This is a genomic window from Sulfodiicoccus acidiphilus, assembly GCF_003967175.1.
GTDB classification, from domain to species: Archaea; Thermoproteota; Thermoprotei_A; order Sulfolobales; family Sulfolobaceae; genus Sulfodiicoccus; species Sulfodiicoccus acidiphilus.
In genome coordinates this window covers 799,736-818,046 of record NZ_AP018553.1, presented here as the reverse complement: position 1 = coordinate 818,046, position 18,311 = coordinate 799,736, and the positions used below count along the sequence as shown (strand labels likewise).

General features: G+C 49.9%; 23 protein-coding genes and 2 pseudogenes. 11 read left to right on the top strand and 14 right to left on the bottom strand.

Going from position 1 to position 18,311, the window contains the following annotated elements:
• The first annotated feature begins 50 nt into the window (after window positions 1–50).
• Complete coding sequence (locus HS1genome_RS04330; RefSeq protein ID WP_126449768.1) at window positions 51–560, top strand: transcription elongation factor NusA; 510 nt, start codon at window positions 51–53, stop codon at window positions 558–560.
• Window positions 560–1,849, top strand: a complete 1,290-nt coding sequence (gene aspS, locus HS1genome_RS04325; RefSeq protein ID WP_126451310.1) for an aspartate--tRNA(Asn) ligase — start codon at window positions 560–562, stop codon at window positions 1,847–1,849. The genes HS1genome_RS04330 and aspS overlap by 1 nt, the downstream gene beginning before the upstream one ends.
• Here aspS and uppS read toward each other — a convergent pair.
• The 8 genes from uppS to argC all read right to left on the bottom strand — a co-directional run bounded on the left by uppS (window position 1,846) and on the right by argC (window position 8,122).
• Complete coding sequence (uppS, locus tag HS1genome_RS04320; RefSeq protein WP_373286778.1) at window positions 1,846–2,619, bottom strand: polyprenyl diphosphate synthase; 774 nt, start codon at window positions 2,617–2,619, stop codon at window positions 1,846–1,848. The genes aspS and uppS overlap by 4 nt on opposite strands.
• A complete protein-coding gene (locus tag HS1genome_RS04315) occupies window positions 2,616–3,659 on the bottom strand; it encodes an N-acetyl-lysine deacetylase (RefSeq protein ID WP_126449766.1) in 1,044 nt (347 codons plus the stop codon). Before HS1genome_RS04315 ends, uppS begins: the two co-directional genes overlap by 4 nt.
• Window positions 3,598–4,755 carry a [LysW]-aminoadipate semialdehyde/glutamate semialdehyde transaminase gene (lysJ, locus tag HS1genome_RS04310; RefSeq protein ID WP_126449765.1) on the bottom strand — a complete coding sequence of 386 codons (1,158 nt, stop codon included), beginning with the start codon at window positions 4,753–4,755 and terminating at the stop codon, window positions 3,598–3,600. The genes HS1genome_RS04315 and lysJ overlap by 62 nt, the downstream gene beginning before the upstream one ends.
• Window positions 4,752–5,615 carry a lysine biosynthesis protein LysX gene (gene lysX, locus HS1genome_RS04305; protein ID WP_126449764.1) on the bottom strand — a complete coding sequence of 288 codons (864 nt, stop codon included), beginning with the start codon at window positions 5,613–5,615 and terminating at the stop codon, window positions 4,752–4,754. Before lysX ends, lysJ begins: the two co-directional genes overlap by 4 nt.
• The gene (gene lysW/argW / locus HS1genome_RS04300; RefSeq protein ID WP_126451309.1) at window positions 5,612–5,782 is read right to left on the bottom strand and encodes an alpha-aminoadipate/glutamate carrier protein LysW; all 171 of its coding nucleotides are present in this window, start codon (window positions 5,780–5,782) and stop codon (window positions 5,612–5,614) included. Before lysW/argW ends, lysX begins: the two co-directional genes overlap by 4 nt.
• 86 nt (window positions 5,783–5,868) lie before the next feature.
• The gene (gene lysM, locus HS1genome_RS04295; protein ID WP_179950429.1) at window positions 5,869–6,291 is read right to left on the bottom strand and encodes an HTH-type transcriptional regulator LysM; all 423 of its coding nucleotides are present in this window, start codon (window positions 6,289–6,291) and stop codon (window positions 5,869–5,871) included.
• Window positions 6,288–7,076: a [LysW]-aminoadipate/[LysW]-glutamate kinase gene (locus HS1genome_RS04290; RefSeq protein WP_126449762.1), complete on the bottom strand. Its 789-nt coding sequence runs from the start codon at window positions 7,074–7,076 to the stop codon at window positions 6,288–6,290. Before HS1genome_RS04290 ends, lysM begins: the two co-directional genes overlap by 4 nt.
• A complete protein-coding gene (argC, locus tag HS1genome_RS04285; RefSeq protein ID WP_126449761.1) occupies window positions 7,076–8,122 on the bottom strand; it encodes an N-acetyl-gamma-glutamyl-phosphate reductase in 1,047 nt (348 codons plus the stop codon). Before argC ends, HS1genome_RS04290 begins: the two co-directional genes overlap by 1 nt.
• Before the next feature lie 51 nt (window positions 8,123–8,173).
• Here argC and HS1genome_RS04280 point away from each other — a divergent pair, with 51 nt between their 5' ends.
• Window positions 8,174–8,599 carry a hypothetical protein gene (locus HS1genome_RS04280; RefSeq protein ID WP_229768200.1) on the top strand — a complete coding sequence of 142 codons (426 nt, stop codon included), beginning with the start codon at window positions 8,174–8,176 and terminating at the stop codon, window positions 8,597–8,599.
• A gap of 1 nt (window position 8,600) precedes the next feature.
• Here the strand turns inward: HS1genome_RS04280 and HS1genome_RS04275 are convergent, their stop codons facing one another.
• Window positions 8,601–8,876, bottom strand: coding sequence for an elongation factor 1-beta (locus HS1genome_RS04275; RefSeq protein ID WP_126449759.1), 276 nt, complete (start codon window positions 8,874–8,876; stop codon window positions 8,601–8,603).
• Between the two features lie 9 nt (window positions 8,877–8,885).
• The gene (locus HS1genome_RS04270; protein ID WP_126449758.1) at window positions 8,886–9,086 is read right to left on the bottom strand and encodes a zinc finger domain-containing protein; all 201 of its coding nucleotides are present in this window, start codon (window positions 9,084–9,086) and stop codon (window positions 8,886–8,888) included.
• A gap of 57 nt (window positions 9,087–9,143) precedes the next feature.
• Here HS1genome_RS04270 and pth2 point away from each other — a divergent pair, with 57 nt between their 5' ends.
• From pth2 to HS1genome_RS04250, 4 genes are all read left to right on the top strand, one after another.
• Complete coding sequence (pth2, locus tag HS1genome_RS04265; RefSeq protein ID WP_170166198.1) at window positions 9,144–9,491, top strand: peptidyl-tRNA hydrolase Pth2; 348 nt, start codon at window positions 9,144–9,146, stop codon at window positions 9,489–9,491.
• Between the two features lie 8 nt (window positions 9,492–9,499).
• Entirely contained in the window at window positions 9,500–10,594 is a 1,095-nt protein-coding gene (gene truD / locus HS1genome_RS04260; RefSeq protein WP_126449756.1) for a tRNA pseudouridine(13) synthase TruD, read from the top strand.
• Window positions 10,595–10,626: 32 nt separating this feature from the next.
• On the top strand, window positions 10,627–12,399 hold the full coding sequence (gene cedB / locus HS1genome_RS04255; protein WP_126449755.1) for a DNA import protein CedB: 1,773 nt from the start codon (window positions 10,627–10,629) through the stop codon (window positions 12,397–12,399).
• A 692-nt stretch (window positions 12,400–13,091) separates the two neighbouring features.
• Window positions 13,092–13,871, top strand: coding sequence for a carbohydrate kinase family protein (locus HS1genome_RS04250; RefSeq protein WP_126449754.1), 780 nt, complete (start codon window positions 13,092–13,094; stop codon window positions 13,869–13,871).
• On the opposite strand, the gene HS1genome_RS04245 is transcribed toward HS1genome_RS04250, so the two are convergent.
• Entirely contained in the window at window positions 13,843–14,688 is an 846-nt protein-coding gene (locus HS1genome_RS04245; protein WP_126449753.1) for an NAD(P)-binding protein, read from the bottom strand. The two genes, HS1genome_RS04250 and HS1genome_RS04245, sit on opposite strands and share 29 nt — an antisense overlap.
• Before the next feature lie 194 nt (window positions 14,689–14,882).
• On the opposite strand from HS1genome_RS04245, the gene HS1genome_RS12230 reads away from it, so the two are divergent.
• Window positions 14,883–15,023 carry a hypothetical protein gene (locus HS1genome_RS12230; protein WP_170166193.1) on the top strand — a complete coding sequence of 47 codons (141 nt, stop codon included), beginning with the start codon at window positions 14,883–14,885 and terminating at the stop codon, window positions 15,021–15,023.
• On the opposite strand, the pseudogene HS1genome_RS04240 reads toward HS1genome_RS12230, so the two are convergent.
• The 3 genes and pseudogenes from HS1genome_RS04240 to HS1genome_RS04230 all read right to left on the bottom strand — a co-directional run bounded on the left by HS1genome_RS04240 (window position 15,004) and on the right by HS1genome_RS04230 (window position 16,223).
• Window positions 15,004–15,298, bottom strand: a pseudogene (locus HS1genome_RS04240) (type II toxin-antitoxin system RelE family toxin). The gene HS1genome_RS12230 and the pseudogene HS1genome_RS04240 overlap by 20 nt on opposite strands.
• Before the next feature lie 56 nt (window positions 15,299–15,354).
• Window positions 15,355–15,768, bottom strand: coding sequence for a DUF1286 domain-containing protein (locus HS1genome_RS04235; protein ID WP_229768205.1), 414 nt, complete (start codon window positions 15,766–15,768; stop codon window positions 15,355–15,357).
• Window positions 15,769–15,908: 140 nt separating this feature from the next.
• Window positions 15,909–16,223, bottom strand: a complete 315-nt coding sequence (locus HS1genome_RS04230) for a hypothetical protein (RefSeq protein WP_126449751.1) — start codon at window positions 16,221–16,223, stop codon at window positions 15,909–15,911.
• Between the two features lie 56 nt (window positions 16,224–16,279).
• Here HS1genome_RS04230 and HS1genome_RS04225 point away from each other — a divergent pair, with 56 nt between their 5' ends.
• The 3 genes and pseudogenes from HS1genome_RS04225 (at window position 16,280) to cbiE (ending at window position 18,308) form a co-directional block, all read left to right on the top strand.
• Window positions 16,280–16,507, top strand: coding sequence for a hypothetical protein (locus HS1genome_RS04225; RefSeq protein WP_126449750.1), 228 nt, complete (start codon window positions 16,280–16,282; stop codon window positions 16,505–16,507).
• Window positions 16,508–16,654: 147 nt separating this feature from the next.
• Window positions 16,655–17,640, top strand: a pseudogene (gene cbiG / locus HS1genome_RS04220) (cobalt-precorrin 5A hydrolase).
• 5 nt (window positions 17,641–17,645) lie between these two features.
• Window positions 17,646–18,308: a precorrin-6y C5,15-methyltransferase (decarboxylating) subunit CbiE gene (gene cbiE / locus HS1genome_RS04210; protein WP_126449747.1), complete on the top strand. Its 663-nt coding sequence runs from the start codon at window positions 17,646–17,648 to the stop codon at window positions 18,306–18,308.
• The last annotated feature ends 3 nt before the right edge of the window (window positions 18,309–18,311 follow it).

Below are 18,311 nucleotides of genomic sequence, written 5' to 3'. Positions count from 1 at the left end.
ATTATTTAGGGAGGAGTTCAAAAGTGTTGTGGTAAGGAAGTGAGAGTGTGATGAAGATTCCTCTGGACTCAGTGTGCGTCAGGAGCGGGCTTCTTTGCGACCGATGTCAGGGCCTAGTTGACTCGGGCGATGTAGACTCGGGGGAGGTTGAGATAATGAGAGTTCTTCTAGAACTCGAGGAGTCTCAATTTAGGGAACTGAAGGACTCGGTATATCATAGAGCTATAAGGATAGGCCACTTATTAGTTCTCGTTGTCACCAGCGGCCCAAACATGACACAGAGCAGGTGGGTTAAGGTTTCCAAAGCGCTCCAAGAGAAGTTGAAGGTGAAAACTGTCAGGATAGTCGAGAAAGTCAACGACCTAAAGGCCAGCGCATCCCAGTTACTCTCTCCCGCCAGAGTTCTTGGAGTCAACACCCTATGGTTACCTGACGGGACAGTGCAGTATGTGGTAAGGGTATCGAAAAACGAAAGAAGGTATCTCCCTAGTGGGACGTTGGAACTGGAGAGGGCCCTCTCTAAGTTATATTCCACCACAGTCAAGATAAGGGTCGAATGATGTTCAAGACGCACACCGCGAGGGAAGTGAACGAGAGCCTCGAAGGCAAGGACATTTTTTTAGCAGGGTGGGTTCATACACTAAGGGATCTAGGAGGAAAGAAGTTCATAGTTTTAAGGGATGGAACTGGCATCGTGCAGTTAGTTGTCGAGAAGGGAGACCAAGCCTTTCACTCAGCTCAAGAGTTGACTCAGGAGTCTGTGGTGAGAGTTAAGGGCACCGTGAAGGTAGACAAGAGGGCACCTCGAGGGATCGAAGTTAAGGTTTCTGAACTTTCCATCCTATCTAAGGCGAAGGCCCCCCTGCCTTTGGACGTCTCCGATAAGGTGAGCGCAGATATAGACACTCGCCTGAGGGAAAGAGTCCTGGACCTCAGGAGGTTGGAAATGCAGGCGGTGATGAAGATTCAGTCCGCCGCCGTTAAGGCCTTTAGGCAGAAGCTCTACGCTAGGGGGTTCCTAGAGGTATTTACTCCGAAGATAATAGCCTCGGCCACAGAGGGAGGAGCCGCGCTTTTCCCTGTGATCTACTTTGGAAGGGAGGCTTTCCTAGCCCAAAGTCCTCAGCTCTATAAGGAGCTGTTGGCGGGAAGCGTAGAGAGAGTGTTCGAAGTCGCCCCTGCATGGAGAGCGGAGGAGTCAGATACCCCCTACCACCTCTCGGAGTTCGTGAGTATGGACGTGGAGGCGGCCTTCTTTGACTATAACGACGTTATGGAGCTATTGGAGGATCTAATCAAGGGAATGTTAGACGGAGTGGGGAGTGAGTGCTCAGAGTGTTTGAAACAACTAAACTACGAACTACCTAAATTCGAATTTCCTATACCTAGGATAACTTACAGGGAGAGTATAGAGATCCTCAGGAAGGAGGGAGAGGACGTCAAGTTCGGCGATGATCTCAGTACCCCTTACCTCAGGGTACTCAACAAAGCGTTAAGGAAGGACCTCTACTTCATAACTGACTGGCCCTCCAGTGCTAGGCCGTTCTACACTAAGGCCAGGTCGGACGATCCCACGGTCTCAGAGAGTTTCGACTTGATATATAAGTCCCTAGAGATAGTGTCGGGAAGTACTAGGAACAGTAGTAGGGAAGTGTTGGAGGAAGCGCTTAAACAGCGCGGGCTCAATCCACAGAGCTTCGAGTTCTTCCTGAGGTGGTTCGATTATGGCATGCCTCCTCACGCTGGCTTCGGTATGGGTCTATCTAGGGTTATGCTAATGCTAACAGGTCTTAGTAGTGTAAAGGACGTAGTTGCTTTCCCGAGAGATAAGAAAAGACTCACTCCCTAAGCCCCGAAGTTTCTCTTCCTCTTCTGAAAGGACCTTATTGCCCTCCATAGGTCTATCCTTCTGAACTCTGGCCAGTACACTTCGCAGAAGAACAGTTCCGAATATGCGATGTGCCAGAGGAGGAAGTTACTTATCCTTATCTCTCCTGACGTCCTTATAACTAGATCCATGTCATCTATGTCAGGTAAGTAGAAGTACGATCTGAACAGCTCCTCATTCAGTTTATCTGGGTCGAAGTTCCTTAAGTCTACAGACGACATTAATTTCTTCACTGCGTCGAGGATCTCCTGCCTCCCCCCATAGCATATCGCGATGTTTAGCTTCCGTTCATCGTAATTTGACGTATGTTCCGTTACCTTTCTTATGGCGTCTCTAAGGTCGTCGCTAAGACATTCTACTTTGCCGATCGACCTCACTTTCACTTTGTATTTATCTACAAATCCGCCGCTAAGTAATTCCTCAAGCCCCAGTTTTATGTAGCTCATTACAGTATCTAACTCCTCCCTAGATCTCCTGGAACAGTTCTCGGAAGATAGAGCGAAGACTGTGACGTTCTTAACTCCCATTTCTAGGAGCCAAATGAGTACCTCTCTCAATTTCCTGTAGCCTTGGTAGTAGGCGGAACTCAGGGGCTCCCTCCTGTCTCTGGCCCATCTTCTATTTCCGTCTGGTATTATCCCCACGTGGTTTGGAAGAGGGCCATCCTTTATCTCGTTCCAGAGGCGTCTTTCGTACAGCTTGTAAACTGGTGCTAGCAGTAGATCGCTCACTCTCGACACAGGTTATCTACGGCGTACTTGTAGGTGTTCGTGGCTATATATAGTTCCTCCAAATTGACTCGTTCCAATCCACTGTGTTCCATATGCGGGTCTCCGGGCCCGTAAGTCGCTATGCTCTTCGTTAGCTGGACCAAGAGGTTCATGTCGCTTGTGCCAGCCTTCTTGATTAACTTGGGCCTTATTCCCTGAGTCAGGAGGCCTCTCATCACTGTCTTCACCGCCTCCGAGTTGGGACTCACAGCTACAGGAGGCACGCTTTCCACAACCTTAACTTCACAATCCTCAAAGGTCTCACCGAGTATCGACATGACCTTCTCTTGGCTAACTTCCTTACTGAATCTGACGTCGAAGTGAACTAAGACCCTCGTGGGAGAAACGTTCATGTACTCTCCTCCCCTTATGATCGTGGGAGTAATCACCGGTCCCTCGAACGATCTAGGGAAGGAGTAAACCTTCAGGATCCTTTCACAGGTCTTGGCGATTAAGTTAAAGGTAGCCGACGAAGCGTGTTCTGCGGGCGCGGCACAATTGATGTCTATGTGAAGGAGCCCCCTATATTCTATAGCGACACCATTCGTATTGGTTGGTTCCCCAACTATTATGTGAGAGTAAGAACCTCCTAATTCTATGAGCTCCTTCGCTCCAGCACTCTTGTTCTCCTCGTCAGATAGTGCCGCCACCGCCACCTTCTTACCCTCGGCCCAAGCCATAGCTGCTGCCGCCATCATGGAAACAAGGGGTCCCTTAGCATCTACTGCTCCCCTTCCCTCTATCCATTCCTCTTCCGTCTTTGTAGGTAACTGTCCAGGGATGGTATCTATGTGCGATGCTAAGAGCACTCTCCCTTCACCAAGAATGTACGAATTAGTCTTGGTGACCCTCAACGGTAAGCCAGCTGTGGCGGAGAATCTCTCGAAAAACTTGGCTGCCCTCCACTCCTCTCCAGACGGGGTGTATGTGGAGACGAGCTCAGTTAGCAGATACTTTAGATTCAGCCGTAGAGATTCCCTTGTTGGTCGTAGCCACTGCAAACTCCACGTCCTCCTTCGTTATCACGTATGGTGGAAGGAATCTAACCACGGTAGTTCCAGCCTTCAACGCCAGAACTCCCTCGTCTTGCATGGTTTTTATCGCGGGGCCTGGGTTGACTTTGAGATCTATTCCCACCATGAGGCCTAGACCCCTCACTTCCCTGACTATCCTCCTTTCCTTTAAGGGGGATAGGGCCCTGAGGAACTCACGTCCCATTAATTCCGCTTTCTCTACAACACCCTCTTCTTTGAGCACCCTGCACGACGCAGCCACAGCTGCTGCCGCTAAGGGGTTACCTCCGTAAGTCGTTCCGTGGTCACCCTCATCCAACCGTTCCCTTATCCAGTCTGGAAGAAACACTGCACTGACTGGGAACCCACCTCCTATTGCTTTCCCAGCAGTTACCATATCGGGGTTGACGTTGAAGTGTTGGTGCGCCCATATCTTCCCAGTCCTCCACCCGGTCTGAACTTCGTCAGCTATGAGGAGGGCCCCCTTACTCCTGGTCACCTCCCTCAGGGTCTTCATGAACTCATCTGTCGCTGGTACTACGCCTCCCTCGCCCTGAACCGGTTCAACTATAACAGCAGCCACAGTCTCATCTATAGCCTTAAGTGCATCAACATTGTTGAACGGAAGAAATTCCACCGGCTCCAGCAGGGGCTCGAACGGCTCTCGATACTTTCTGTTCCAAGTGACTGAGAGGGCTCCCACCGTCCTTCCGTGGAAGGAGTTCCTAAAAGCTACGAACTTCCTTCTCCCAGTCACCTTCCTTGCTACCTTTAGCGAGAGCTCTACAGCCTCGGTTCCACTGTTGAGGAGAAACACGTTCTCCATCCCCTCAGGCCTCACGTTCTCCAGTTCCTTCAACATCTCTTCCCTAGCTCTGGTTTGAAAGGCGGTACTGAGCGTCATTATCTCGTCCATTTGGTTCTTTAGTGCCTCGACTACCTTCGGGTGCCGGTGCCCGAGGAAAGCCACGCCGTGACCTATGTGAAGGTCCAAGTACCTTCTGCCGTGCTCGTCCCACACGTACTGACCTTGAGCCCTCACCACCCTGAGAGATCGCTCTTGGTAGAAACTGAGTAGTCTCACTTCTTAATTTCCTCCTTCAACTTACCTAGGATGGCCGAAGTAATATCGTACCCGGTCACCCTTGCAGTGTTCTTGTACTCTGGGACTGTGTTAACTTCATTCACCAGGTAGCCCTCAGAGGGATCCTCAAAGACGTCTACACCGAGGAAAACTCCGCCGAAGACATCCTTCGTCTTGAGTGCCAATTCCCTAAGCTCACCGTTAATGTCGACGGGCTCCGCCTTAGCTCCTAGGGCGGTGTTTGTTCTCCAATTTGAGTCATTTATCCTATATATTCCCACTGGAACGTCGTCTCCTATCACGAATATCCTTAGATCCCTTCCAGGCTTCCTAACGAACTGCTGAAGATAGAACACGCTCTTGTACTTCATGGAAGTACCTTCTTGGTACTCCATGAGGCTCAACAGCGAGTCCTCGTTCTCTGCCTTGGCTGTCATTCTTCCCCACGAACCCTCGACAGGCTTTATAACGAGCGGAAACCCAATGGGTGCCGCAGCCTTAATGGCCACCTCTCTATGGAATCCTACTACCGTTCTAGGAGTTGGAATTCCCCGCCTGGCCAATAGAGAAGAGGCGATCGCCTTGTTACCCGCCCTCTCTATAGTAAAAGAGCTGTTGAACACGCAATAGCCTGCTCCCTCCATGAGAGCTGAGGTAAGGTAAGCTCTGGTGTGGCTTATGCTCCTCTGTAGCACCGCGTCCGCCTCTCCTATAGAGGGCACCCTTACTCCCTCCTTGTCCATGGAGAAGAACACCTCGTCGAGGTGAACGGGTCTAACGTCAATTCCAACCCGTCTTCCCTTCTCGAGGATGTCCCTCTCCTCCCACCTCAGAATGTCATACGCTAAAGCTAGCCTCACTCTCCCCAGTCCTCTCCTACCTCCTCCGCCAACCTAAGGGAAAGCGAGTTGTTCTTCTTGAACACTTCCAGTTGGGCCCCACACTCGTGTTCTACTATCTCTCCAGGTAAGGCGTCGTCCGAGACGACCACCTGACCTCCACAGATTGGACACTTCAGCTGCATCATTCTTATCATCCTAGTGAACGTAACTGGTACGTGGTAGAAAAAGTATAAGCATAATGACTTGGTTCGAATCTAGAACCATTGAGCCCCTAGAACCACACTCTTAGAACTATGGAGCTAGTTGTACCAGCAACTCCTTGAATGCTCCTTATTTCGTCTATGCTCTTATTCACAGCGGCGATGTTAGGACCCCTTAGTACGACCATTATGTCGTAGTCACCGGTGGTCTCGTAGGCCACCTCTACCCCTTGAACCTTTATTATCTTCTTAGAGATTTCAGGAGAAGGCGTAGGTGGCGCAGTCTTAACCATAACGACTGCTCTCACCTCGTTCTCTAACTCATACTCTATTGTGTACCTCTTGATCACTCCCATTTTGGCTAACTTCTCCAACCTCTTCCTTACTGCAGCCTCGCTAACCTTGAGGTCCTTCGCTATTGTAGTGTAAGGCGTTCGGGCGTTCTTCTTCAGTATCTCGAGTATCTTAATGTCGTTGTCGTCTATTTCCCTCAAGATATCACCGTTCCCTTTCCCTCTAGGGCATTTCCCACAGGATCCTCAACTAAACCCGAGGATATGATGACTTTGGTAACTCCAGCTTTGACGGCCTCAGCCGCCATCATCAGTTTCCTGTTCATGCCAGGCCCTATCTTGTTGGAGAGCTCGGCAGCCTCTTGTATTGTCAACTTCGGCACCACCTTGCCGTCCTGTAGCACCCCTTCAACGTCTGTGAGGAGCACCAGAACATTCGCCTTAAGCGCTGAGGCCAGGGAGAACGCGGCTTGATCTCCATCTATGTTGAGGGGGACCCCTTCTTCTCTATCTATTGCCAAAGGAGAGGCTACTACGACGTCCACTCTCTCCATGACTGACGTTACGAATTCTGTTCGCACCTCCACCACCTTTCCGGTATACCCGCCGTCTATTATTCTCTTCTTACCTCTTTCATCAATTATTACTATCCTTTTCTTCCGTTCGGCCAATATCGTGGGACCATCTATTCCAGTTATTCCTACTGCTCTCCTCCCCGCCTTAAACAGGGAGGCCGTAATGAACTTGTTAATCATCCCCATTACCATGACGTAGACTTGGAGCTCGTCCATTGAGGTATAGCGACTTCTTATCCCGCTCGGTGAAGTTACGAAGACTGGTTCAATCCCCATTCTCTTGCTGGTTTCCGTCACTTGGTCTCCTCCTCCGTGGACGAGGAGCACTTTGGATTGGGCCTTGGCGACACTCTCGACCACTCTTTCTCTGGCTTGCTTTATTACACGGCCTCCAGCTTTTACCACTATCATTAGACAGGCCTCATGGGAGGTATTCTAAGCCCTTCGTTCTCTTGAAATCCCCTGGAGACGTTGAATGCCTGGACAGCCTGCCCTGCTGCTCCCTTCATCATGTTGTCTATGGCTGCGAAGGTGGTTACTCTCCTCACTCTCCTATCTACCGCGAAACCTAGGTCCGCGAAATTACTCCCAATCACGTACTTAGGGTCTGGATACGGATGAATTCCCCTCCTCACTATCCTGATGAACGACTTACCCCTGTAGAACTCGGCGAACCTTCGCCACATCTCAGTCTCCTCCACATCAGAAGAACTCCACGCATGTGCTGAAGCCAGGACACCTCTGACGCTACTGACCGCGTGGGGTATTATGCTCACCCTAACTTGCCCCCTCGACAACCTCGACAATTCCTGTTCAGCCTCGGCCTCGTGTCTATGTCCTTCAGCCTCGTAAGGCCTTATGGCGTTCTGCCTCTCAGGGTGGTGACTTCCCTCCGATGGTTTAGCTCCACCTTCGCTACTTCCCACCTTTACGTCGGACAGAAAGCTATTTCCTAGGGGCTCCCAACCAACTACGGGGGCTAGAGCCAAGATCGTGGCTGTAGCGTTACAACCTGGCGAGGCTATTAGCTTTGAACCTTTCAGTTCCTCTCCGTGAAGCTCTGGGAGTCCGTACACAGCCCTTCCGAGGAGATCCGGATGAGGATGTTCTACTCCATACCACGTTTTGTACAGAGAGGGATCCTTCAACCTGTAGTCAGCGCTCAAGTCGACCACTTGAACTCCCACCTGAAGCAACTCAGGAACGTAGTTCATTGAGACTCCGTGAGGTAGTGCTAGGAAGACCGTGTCGGATTTCTCAGACACCTTATCTACCGTGAACTGGGTGAAGTTGATGGAGTAAACCCCTCTCAGATTAGGGTGTACCATGCCCACCGGCTTCCCAGCGTACTCCCTGGAAGTGGCGACTGTAACTTCCACTTGCGGGTGCACCGCCAACAACCTCAACAGTTCTCCGCCGGTGTAGCCTGACGCTCCCACCACTGCTACTCTTATCATCGTCCATCAGTCATATGGAGATTATATATAGGTTAATGAGTATTTCATTTGATGGAGATAGACGTTGAGGACCTAAAGAGGTTTCTGGAATCCAAGATCGCGTCCCTGAAAAAAGAAGTTGAGGTATACGAATACCTCCTCAGCGTGATCGAGGCTGGAGGAGTCCAGGGGTTAAGAAGTAGCAAAGGAACTGTCGAGTACATCAAGAGCTCCAAGGGGGAAGTATTGGCGGAGGTATTCTACACTCCCCCCCTCGTGCGAGTGACAATAAAGCGGAAGTTACAAATTCCCCAGGCCTACTTTAACGCCCTTCACAGGCTTCTGGAGAGCGAGAAGAACTTGAGCAAGGTAGAGTACGAGGTTTCAACAGAGGGGGATTCGTTAAGGGAAGTTGTCCTCAAGAACATCAACGACGACCTGACGTACTCCAAGCTCAAGTCTGGGATTGCCGCCATACTAGAAATGCTGCCTCGTTGATTTAGAACCCCAGCCTAGTGACGTTGACGACCTCAACGTGGCTAACTCCCTGGATTGTTCCTATCGTGTCCTCCAGAGGATTCGTCCCACCTTCTGTTTGCTCCGGAAGAGTTATGAACAACACCAGGGCGTTCAGCCCATAGGCTATGGGCTCCTTGTCCGTCCTTACTAGCCTGTAGCCCTGGGGTAGTTTGTCCCTGATTTCTTCAGTTAACTTGTCTAAGTTTACTTCGTCCCCCTCTGGGAACACCTTAACTACTGCCATTATATCGGTCACATGTCTCACCTACGGGCCTTCGAATCCACATTTGGGGCAAGTGTACGGTATCCCCTGCTTCCTGCAGTGATAGTCCCTCCATATCAACACTTCCCCACAGTTTGGGCATAGGAACGCCACCGCTTTCTCCCTCGGGTGGATCAATTTACCGCAACTGGAGCATATTGGCGACAACACCTCGTCCTTTATGCTCAGACTTGGAACTGCCATGAAGGAGGCATCTCTGGATACGTTTTTAAGTTTATACCTCGCCTCAAGGCCGTGAAGATGGTGGTGATGGTAAGGACAGATTTGCAACTTGGGAAGGGAAAGATCGCCGCACAGGTCGCCCACGCTGCAGTGTCAGCTGTCCTCGAAGCGATGGAGAAAAGAGGTTGGAAAGAGTGGTTAGACTCTTGGCTTTCCGAGGGACAGCCTAAGGTCGTCGTCAAAGTTCCCTCTGAGACCGAGCTAGTTGAGAGGTGCTGGAAGGCGAGATCGTTGGGACTAATCTGCTCCGAAATAAGAGACGCTGGGAGGACTCAAGTGGAGCCGGGCACTTTAACGTGCGCGGCCGTCGGTCCAGGTCCCAACGAGTTAATCGACGTTGTAACAGGTGACCTGAAGTTACTGTAGTCCATCCTGTGGACCTCGTCGTCGGAATGGAAACCTACTTCATCAACTCGTGGCCTCCCCTACTCGGGAAAGTGGTAAGACCGGAGGGATTTAAGGTACGAGAGCTAGTAGATGGAGGAACGGACGTTTCCAGCTGGAAAGGTGGAGAAGATGGGAAGTTGGCCGTTTACCTTCTCTGGAAGGAGGGGAGAGATCACTTCTCTGTAGTAAGAGAACTCGCTTCTGTATTGAGGGCCAAGCCAAGTTACATGGGCATAAAGGACGCCGATGCTGTAACGTTGCAGCTCCTTACAGTGCCTAACATGCCTAATCTGCCGCAGGTGGTGGAGGGAAGGGGTTTCGTCGCTAGATTGGTTGGAAGGACAAACGTGAGGCCCTCGCATTACGGTAACAGGTTCAACATCACACTGGACATAGAGGACACAGGTGAATTGCATAGGAGGGCAAATGAGATATCTGCTTTACGTATCCTTCCAGCTTTCATAGGGTATCAACGGTTTGGAACTCGGAGACCCGTGACTCACGTCATCGGGAAACTGATTTCTCAGCGTGACTGGTGTGGAGCTCTGAGTTTCCTCGTTTCTCGCCCGTTCCTGGGAGAAGGTCCTCAGGGCAGGGCTTTCAGAGAGGCGGTTCAACGGGGGGAACTTGAGAAGGCTCTAGAGCTGATCCCTTCATACTTCAAGCAGGAAAGGGTTGTCCTCTCTAGGTACACGAAAACCAGTAATTGTTTAGAGGCCCTCAAGGCATCCTTAGTTCCTCCCGCTTTCTTCGTTGAAGCTTATCAGAGTTACCTCTTTAATAGGTATCTCTCGAGAGTCATTCATAAATCGAAAAGAGATACCTCGCTAAGGTTATCTACCAACTTCAACGAATGTGATGAGGACTGCAGGGAGATATATTTAGAGGAAGGCATCGAGAAGGACTCATTTAGAGTGAAGGAGCTCAAGGTGTCACTCAGGCCAATCGTTAGGAGAGCATTCATGGAAGTTAGGGATTTGGAGGTCATCGGAAACGTCCTCATGTTCTCCTTGGAGAGGGGAATGTATGCTTCCGTGGTATTGAGGGAAATTTTGCGGGGAGATCCTAGGCTCTACACCTAGGGTAGTTAGATTCGGTCTTCACCCCCTGTTTGTTGGGACTCCATCCATACGTGGACGAGTGGAAGAGGAACCTCTTACCTATCCTGTTACCATTGGCTTTCCTCTATGTTATAACAAAAAACCCGCTCTTCGTTGCTCTAGCCTTGGCCCTTTTGGGTTTCCTTGGATGGCCTTGGATAAGGTCAAAACTAAAGATAACCAGAGCAGACGGTCCATTAAGACTAGAGGATGGGCTTGCCGTATTTCCCAAGGGTGCCATCGCTGTGTTGAAGGTGACTGACGTTCCCTTCGACTACAGGGACATGGGGGGAGATGCCCTAAGGGACAAGGTGAACATGTTTTACAGGTCTATCAATGTGGAGAACGATGTGACTCTTGTGATGAGAAGAACTCACGTTGATAAGTCGGAATACCTCAAGGAGCTTCTCCACACTGCACAGAACCTGAGAATAACGGTCGAGGCAGATCCATCTAACCAACAGGCCAGAAGGAAGCTGGACATAATTCAGAAAATGATCGATAAGTTGAACGAAGGGGAGGCCCCGTTCAAGTTCGAGTTTTACGTAGTCATACACGGGAAGAGTGCGGAGGAAGTCAGGTCCGTCTCCTCCGTTGTAAGATCGGCGTTAAGTTCAATTGGGATGAGGCTGGGAAATGCGACCTCCGACGAAGTTAGCAGGCTGATAGGAATGAACCTCAAAGGGGGAAGTAAGCCCGCCCTACCCTCTCAATTACCTTTCCTCGCTCCGTTCTCTTTCCCCAAGACCCCGAGAGCGGAGCTGAGACTCAATGGTATCTACCTAGGGACTGAGATGGAACATGGGACTCCGGTGTTCTGGAACATCGACGCGTCCCAGAATCCTCACCTCTTGGTTTTGGGCCCAACTGGGAGTGGAAAGACCGAATTCCTCTTGTGGACTTCCTTTAAACTCAACGTCGTAAGCGGACTCCCAATCTTGGCTATCGACGTAAAGGGAGACGTGAGGAGGCGGCTCAGGAGGAACGGGATTCAACACAGGGTTATTTCCCCGCTAGTCAATGGCTTGGGGCTACTTGAGGTAAAAGGGGTCCCTCTCGAAGTAAGGGCCCAGCAGGTGGAAGGGATTCTGGCAAACTCGTTCAGATTGGACAAATATACCTCTTCCATCATTTATGAAGCTGTTCTTCACGTTTTGAGGGAATCCCAAGCGGATAGAACTAGCTGGGATCACGTCATGGATAAAGTAATGTCGAACGACGTGCGATACACCGCTTACATCAGGAAGGTCGTTGATTCAGTTAAATTTCTTGAGGTGGGGGGCTCTATCGTAGATGCCATAGGGGATGGGATTAATGTTGTAGACCTCTCTCTCCTGAAAAGCGAGGAGTTGAGGAGACTGACTACCTTTACCGTCTTGGTGGACCTAATGAACAAGTACTCTTCTGAAACTCCAGACGAACCTAGGATGGGGGTTCTTTTAGACGAGGCATGGACAGTTCTGAGGGCAGAAGGTCCAGACTATCCCCTAGTGGCCGACATAGTGAAACGAGGAAGAGGTCACGGTTTATTTGCAATGATAGCAACACAAAATCCAGAAGACCTAGGTGAGGAGGCCGACGTCTTTTTAGACAACGTGGGACTCATGGTCCTTCTAAACAACGGAGACAGGAAGTTCTGGAGTTCAGCAGCTAGATTCGCCAATCTCACGGAGGAAGAGGTAGATAGGCATTTGTTGTATATGGGTAGAGGCGAGGCATTAGTTAGATTTCTGGGTGATCCGAGACCTATGAGGGTCAGTCTAGACGTGCCTCAAAGGTGGTCTTAGTGTTATGCATTAACCAGAGAACAGACTTACCTCACGACGAAGATGTATAGACTCTATAAAATAGTGAAGTCCTTAAGAAAATCTTCTCAGCGACGCTAATGGCGCTCTTCCTCAGCTCTGTCGAAGAATGGAAGCGAGGGAGGAGCAACGAACACACACCCAAGATCCAGACGTGTCCGATGAGGGATTTCCATGTATTAATTTGAGGGTGTCCCCTAGTACACTTACATTGATGTGAAGTACTCCTCTCTGAAGGACTACTTTTTCCACTCCCGTTGAATCCCTTTCTCCATGAGGGGTAACGAATATACACCAACTCTACGTAGAGACTATCTCTTCACCCTGAGGCATTAAGCTTTATACTCGTTTGGCCTGTTAATCTGTAACTAACTTCTACCCTCTATACGAGAAATAGTGGGGGACTCCACATCTTTTTATTCACACCCTGAAATCCCTCTCAATGACGGCCAGATGGACGCCAAAGTGGGAGATTAAGAGAGTTGAGATAAATGGAAGGAAATACGACATATGCTACGATCTCCAAACGGGACTGTACTCGTGTCCCATCTGTAGACCCTGTGATTCTCGATTTGACGAAAGAACTAAGGGGACCTACTTCTTCACACAAGACGATACCATCTATCACCTGGCGAACCACGATCGTACTCAAATTCGCGAGATAGAGCGTACAGATGAAGAGGAGGAGGAAGAGAGTCAAGATGTCGAAGAGGAGGAAGAAGATTAGAGTTCTCGTTGTAGGCAACTTTACCTTTGATTTGATAGATGGCAAGAGGTATCCCGGTGGTCCCCCGCTCTACGCAGGCATGGGGGTGGTAGCGGCTGGTGGAATCCCGTTATTGCTGGGAAACTACGGGCCTGACTACCCGTTGGATATACTCAGTTTTCCTCACGAATTAATAGGAGAGAGGGGTCCTTCCACAACGACCTTTGGGGTTTCCTTCGTGGATGGCGTAAGGAGGATGGAAGTGCTCAGTAATGCTGGCTCGATTTCCGAAAAGGTGAATGTCGACGCGGACGGGGTGTTAGTTGACCCGGTGTGCGGAGAGGTGAGGGAGGAGTTTCTTCGAGGGGTGAAAGCACCCCTAGCTGTGGATGTTCAAGGTTTCGTGAGGCCTCAGTGCGGCCTGAGGCCGATACCTCCACTGGGTCAGGTACTTCACTCAAACTTCGAGGAATACTCAACTCTGAAGTCTACACTTCAAGAGCTCAGTTTAGCTGGAAATAGAGAGGTCTTACTATCCTTCGACTCTGACGGCTTTATATTAGTCGGCGACTCGCGCTCTAGGTTTGTTAGAACAGACATGAAGGGGGAAAGAACTGTAGGCAATGGGGACTTTCTCTTGGCTGCCTTCTTCACTCTCAGGCTCTCCGGTTACGATTTGTGGGAGGCAGGGGAAAAGGCAAAGTGGTTGGTAGAGGCCTTCAGCAACTCTCTGCCGACTCTATCGTAGAGCAAAGGTCCAAGTTCTTCCACTCACCCAACCTTCCGCAATGGTGGAAGTTAGACGGGAATTGTCCTCCTGGACTACCACTTAATACTCCTTCCCTCAGAACTCTTTGTCTCACTGCCACCACTGTCCCCACTAACGACTTCCTCTTGGCCTCAGAGACGACTCTCTGCAGTAAATCGGGGGGGATCTTCTCTGGTTCGTAAATGGAGTAAGCGAAAACTAGGTCCCACTTAGGGGCCTCGATTCTCAGGGCATACTGAAAAGAAGTGCCTCTCATTATGGCGACGTTCCAATCTGTGCGAAGTTTCTCAGAAATCATTAATGTGACTCCTACCGCCAGAGAACTGAGTTCCTCCTTAATTCCCAACATTTCTCCGACCCTCCTCCTGGAACCAGCGTTATACACAGAGTCAAGTGGAAGGGAAGCTCCGTTTGACAGTACTACCCTGGAGGTGGTCAACCTGATTATCCTAGCTCTCATAGTTCGCACCTCCCTAAAACTTCCTTCAATGAACATGTCCATGTTCTGAATGAGAAAGAATCTCTTGGAGGGGATCGGAGCCCATTCCACGTTATCTAGTTCTAGTTTGCCCTTTCCAGTCCAGACGGCTTCTACCTCTTGCACCCTCAATTTCTCCTGAAGCACGTCGGCACAGCTCGGATTCCAGACTACTGGGGCAATTGTGGGGACCTTGAGATCCATCAATTCCTCAATCGCGAACACCCCTCCCAACCTAGGTTGCTCCTCTATTACTAACCCCCTTGTTCTTTTCCCCACAACGAGTCCGGCTATTCCTCCCCCGATTACCAAATCCATACGCTTTGGAGTACGTCGTTACACATAAAGAAGTCGAGCTTCTGGAAACCAAACTTCATTATCACGAGAGCGAGCTCTTTCACTAAAAATTTTTGAGATCTAGACAGGATTAACTACTTTGAATTTCTATTCAGTTAACTGGGGAGTTTATTCTAGACTACACCTTTAATAACCTCTGTGAGAAGTCTACACATATGAAGAGCGGAAAAGACGGCGAATATTATTTCGTAACAATTGAAAGTGATGAAGAATTAGAGAAGTTGAAGGAATTAACGCTTAAGAAGATTAGGGCTAGAAACGGTAAGCTTTCTTATGCTACCCGATCCTCCAAATGAATACAGTACAATTTTTTGGCTCAAAGCTATAAATCATCCTTATATCTCCAGTTACTTCTATAGAGAATAAAGGCCTTCCGTCCCTATCTGTTTGATTCTTCAATTTCTCCCTAGCATACTTTTTAGGGTCCTCTCTGAGAAAATACAATTTATCAAAAATTAACATTACAACTTCCTCATGAGAAAATTCTTTAGCCAAAAATTCTGACAGCTCTTCTAGATTAGTTATCCTCATTCCTAAACACGAACTTCAATTCCCACTTCTCACAAACCACGATATGAGATGTAGAAAAGAGATTTAAAAATTTTTCTCTTCTCCTTTATTATCTCATTAGGAATAATAGTTGTAATAGTGATAAGTGTGTAGCCGCATTGATGCAAACAACATTAACGCTCCTAACAGTACCGCTAAACCGTTCACCAGGGGGTCGTCGTAGGAGAAGTGGGCCAACGCGATCCTCCTCCTACCGCCCTTCTTAACGTATATCCCCCTCTCCTTGAAGACGTCCAGGAACATGTGGGAGGGGCCCACTAGGAGGCCTAGGGCCAGGGGTAGGGGATCCCGGAACAGGAAGAGGAAAGGTAGGGAGGGGAGGAGTCCCCAGAGCACGGAGCGGGGGAGGGTGTGGGTCCTGGGGGTCCTCCTCACGAAGCCTCCCCTGACCTCGTGCCCCAGCCCATCTACGAGGGAGTTGGAGAGGGAGGAGAGCAGGGAGGACAGGAGGAGGGAGTTGAAGGGGCCCAGGAAGGGCGTGGAGAAAAGGGTGAGGAGGCCCGTCGGGAAGACGAAGTGAGTAGCTAGCTTTCATCTTTTAACACCAGAGACCTCGTCCGTTAGGTCGGGGTAGTTTACTCGGATGGATTCGGATTCAGAGTCCTAAAGACTTAACTCAAAGCACCGTCCTGCATGGAAGGATCTCTCTTTAGAAAGTAAGTCGAACCACCATCCTCCCTCCTTAGGATGTGAGCCGCTCCCAACGTCCCTTTAAATATTAAGGCTCTTATGACATCTTCACTGTAGGTCGATGCATCGTAAATTATCCTCACACCGTTCACCTCTACTAACGCCTCCTCCTCCATCAAGTCGAATTCTGGTTCGACGTCAACTCCAGGAACCATCTTAGCTATGCTGTAAACCAAGGGCAGCAAACCTAGGTCTCCCGATGGACCGTATATTACCTTCACCCTGAGGCTTTCCACGAGATTGCATTAGGTCGAACAAGGCTTAAAAGAGGCTACTTCCCAATATTATTGAATTGAAATCCTTCTTGGGAAGCAGCATATTGCAGTCTGCCGCGATATTTTCAGTGTCTCAGGACTTAGCTCAGGCTCGATTAGACTTGGAGCGTGTGAGTTCCCTTTATGTGGGGTTCAATACTAGGATCCTCAACTTGGAGGATCCTGAGGACAAGTATGTTGCTGTAGACGTGGATCCTGACATGGGGGACTTCAAGAAGGGTTACGCGGTCCTAGTCTGGGCCTGATCGGTCAAACCAAGCTAATTTCGCTGAGGGGAATTGGAGTCCACTATACGATTGGACTCCTACTAATCGCGTCTATCTCGAGTTCTGACAATCCACCGAGATCAAGTTTTATATATTTGGATAGGCTAACCAGGATAGGTTATCCAAATGATTATAGAAGGCGCTTGGAGAGGAGTGGCTGTTGTTTACGCAAACCCAATGGGGCTCTCCACGGCCGAACGTATTGAAAACGAATTGAGATCGAAAGAGGTTCCCACAATACTTCTTCAGTATGCCGATACCGACCTCGAGAGGCTCTGGGAGTGTGTGGACTGTATCGTTTTCGTGATGGCAGTGAGCGGTGCCGTGAGGACGGTCTGCAGGTTCGCTAAGGGAAAGGAGGTCGATCCTCCAGTCTTAGTTGTAGACGACTCAGGAAAGTATGTAGTACCCGTTCTAGGTGCTCATTGGGGAGCCAATAGCGCAGCAAGGGAAGTGGCGGAAATTCTCGGAGCGACCGCTGTCATCACCACAGCTGCCGAGGAATTCGGATACAGCAGTGTGGAGGACATAGCTAAGCTCGCGGTGGCCAAGATCCTTAACCTGAGAGCTGCCGTCAAGGTCAACGGAGCAATAGTGAGGGGCGAGAGAGTCTGTGTTGACGTACCGGGACTACCCAGAGAAGCTTTGAGGGGAAACTTTGACTTCTCTGGGGACCAGTGTGAATACAGGATAAGAGTGAGCGATGAAGAAAGCGATGACCCCAATACTGTCTACCTCAAGTTCTTGAACGTATCTCTTGGAGTTGGAGCGAAGGAGGAGACTACTGCTGACGTGGTGGAGGAAGGACTGACACACGTCCTCGCTAGGTTAGGCTTGAGCTGGTCTAGAGTCACGAAACTCTCGTCTATCAGGAGAGTAGTGAGTGAGGTGGCCGAGAAGTTCGGAGTTCCTTTCATGCTCTTCACGACGGAACAATTGGAATCAGTTGATTGGACCTGTTTAACTCCCCCTCCCGTAAGTTGAGGGAAATTGGCGTGAGGGGAGTGGCAGAGGCCTGCGCGCTAATGGCTGCAGGTCCTGGGTCTCGACTTCTAATGCGGAAGATCCCCTACAGGGGCCAGATGACAGTGGCGGCAGCCGCTTATGGGTGAGAGGAATGGGGAGGATCTACATTGTGGGAGTGGGTCCAGGGGATCCATCTTACCTTACCCTTAAGGGATTAGAGATCATTGAGGGGGCGAAGGTCGTGAGTGGATGGGAGAGCGTTTTATCTAGGTTTACGAAATATTTTCACTCTAAGGAAATCGTCCCGCTTAGGTATGAAAACGAAGTTGAAGAGATTAAGAGGTTGACAGGCCTTTCCAAACACTTCGACGTGGCTATTTTGGATCACGGGGATCCCTCGGTCTCCGACTTTCAATTTATAAGAAAAATAAGGGCTGCGGCCAACGAGGTTGGAACTGAAGTACAGGTTGTCTCTGGCGTATCCTCCTTGCTCACCTCTCTTGCCTTAGTGCAGGAAGATATGGCCAACGTAGTGTTCGTTACACTGCACGTTAGGGGTGACGAGAGTGAACTGTTATCTCAACTCGACTCGGCCTGGTGCTTGGGGAGATCCCTCATGGTGATACCTCCACCCCGCAGGGATGGTGTGAGGTCGGTAGCTAGGAGGCTAGTTGAGTTAGGACATAAAGGGGACGTTTACGTTTTGGAGAAAGTTACCTATCCCGACCAGAGGATCGTTAAGACGACGGCGGAGGCCCTAATTCAGACCGGCGAGAGCTTCAGTGACCTCGTCATTATGTTCGTGAGGAGGTGAGAA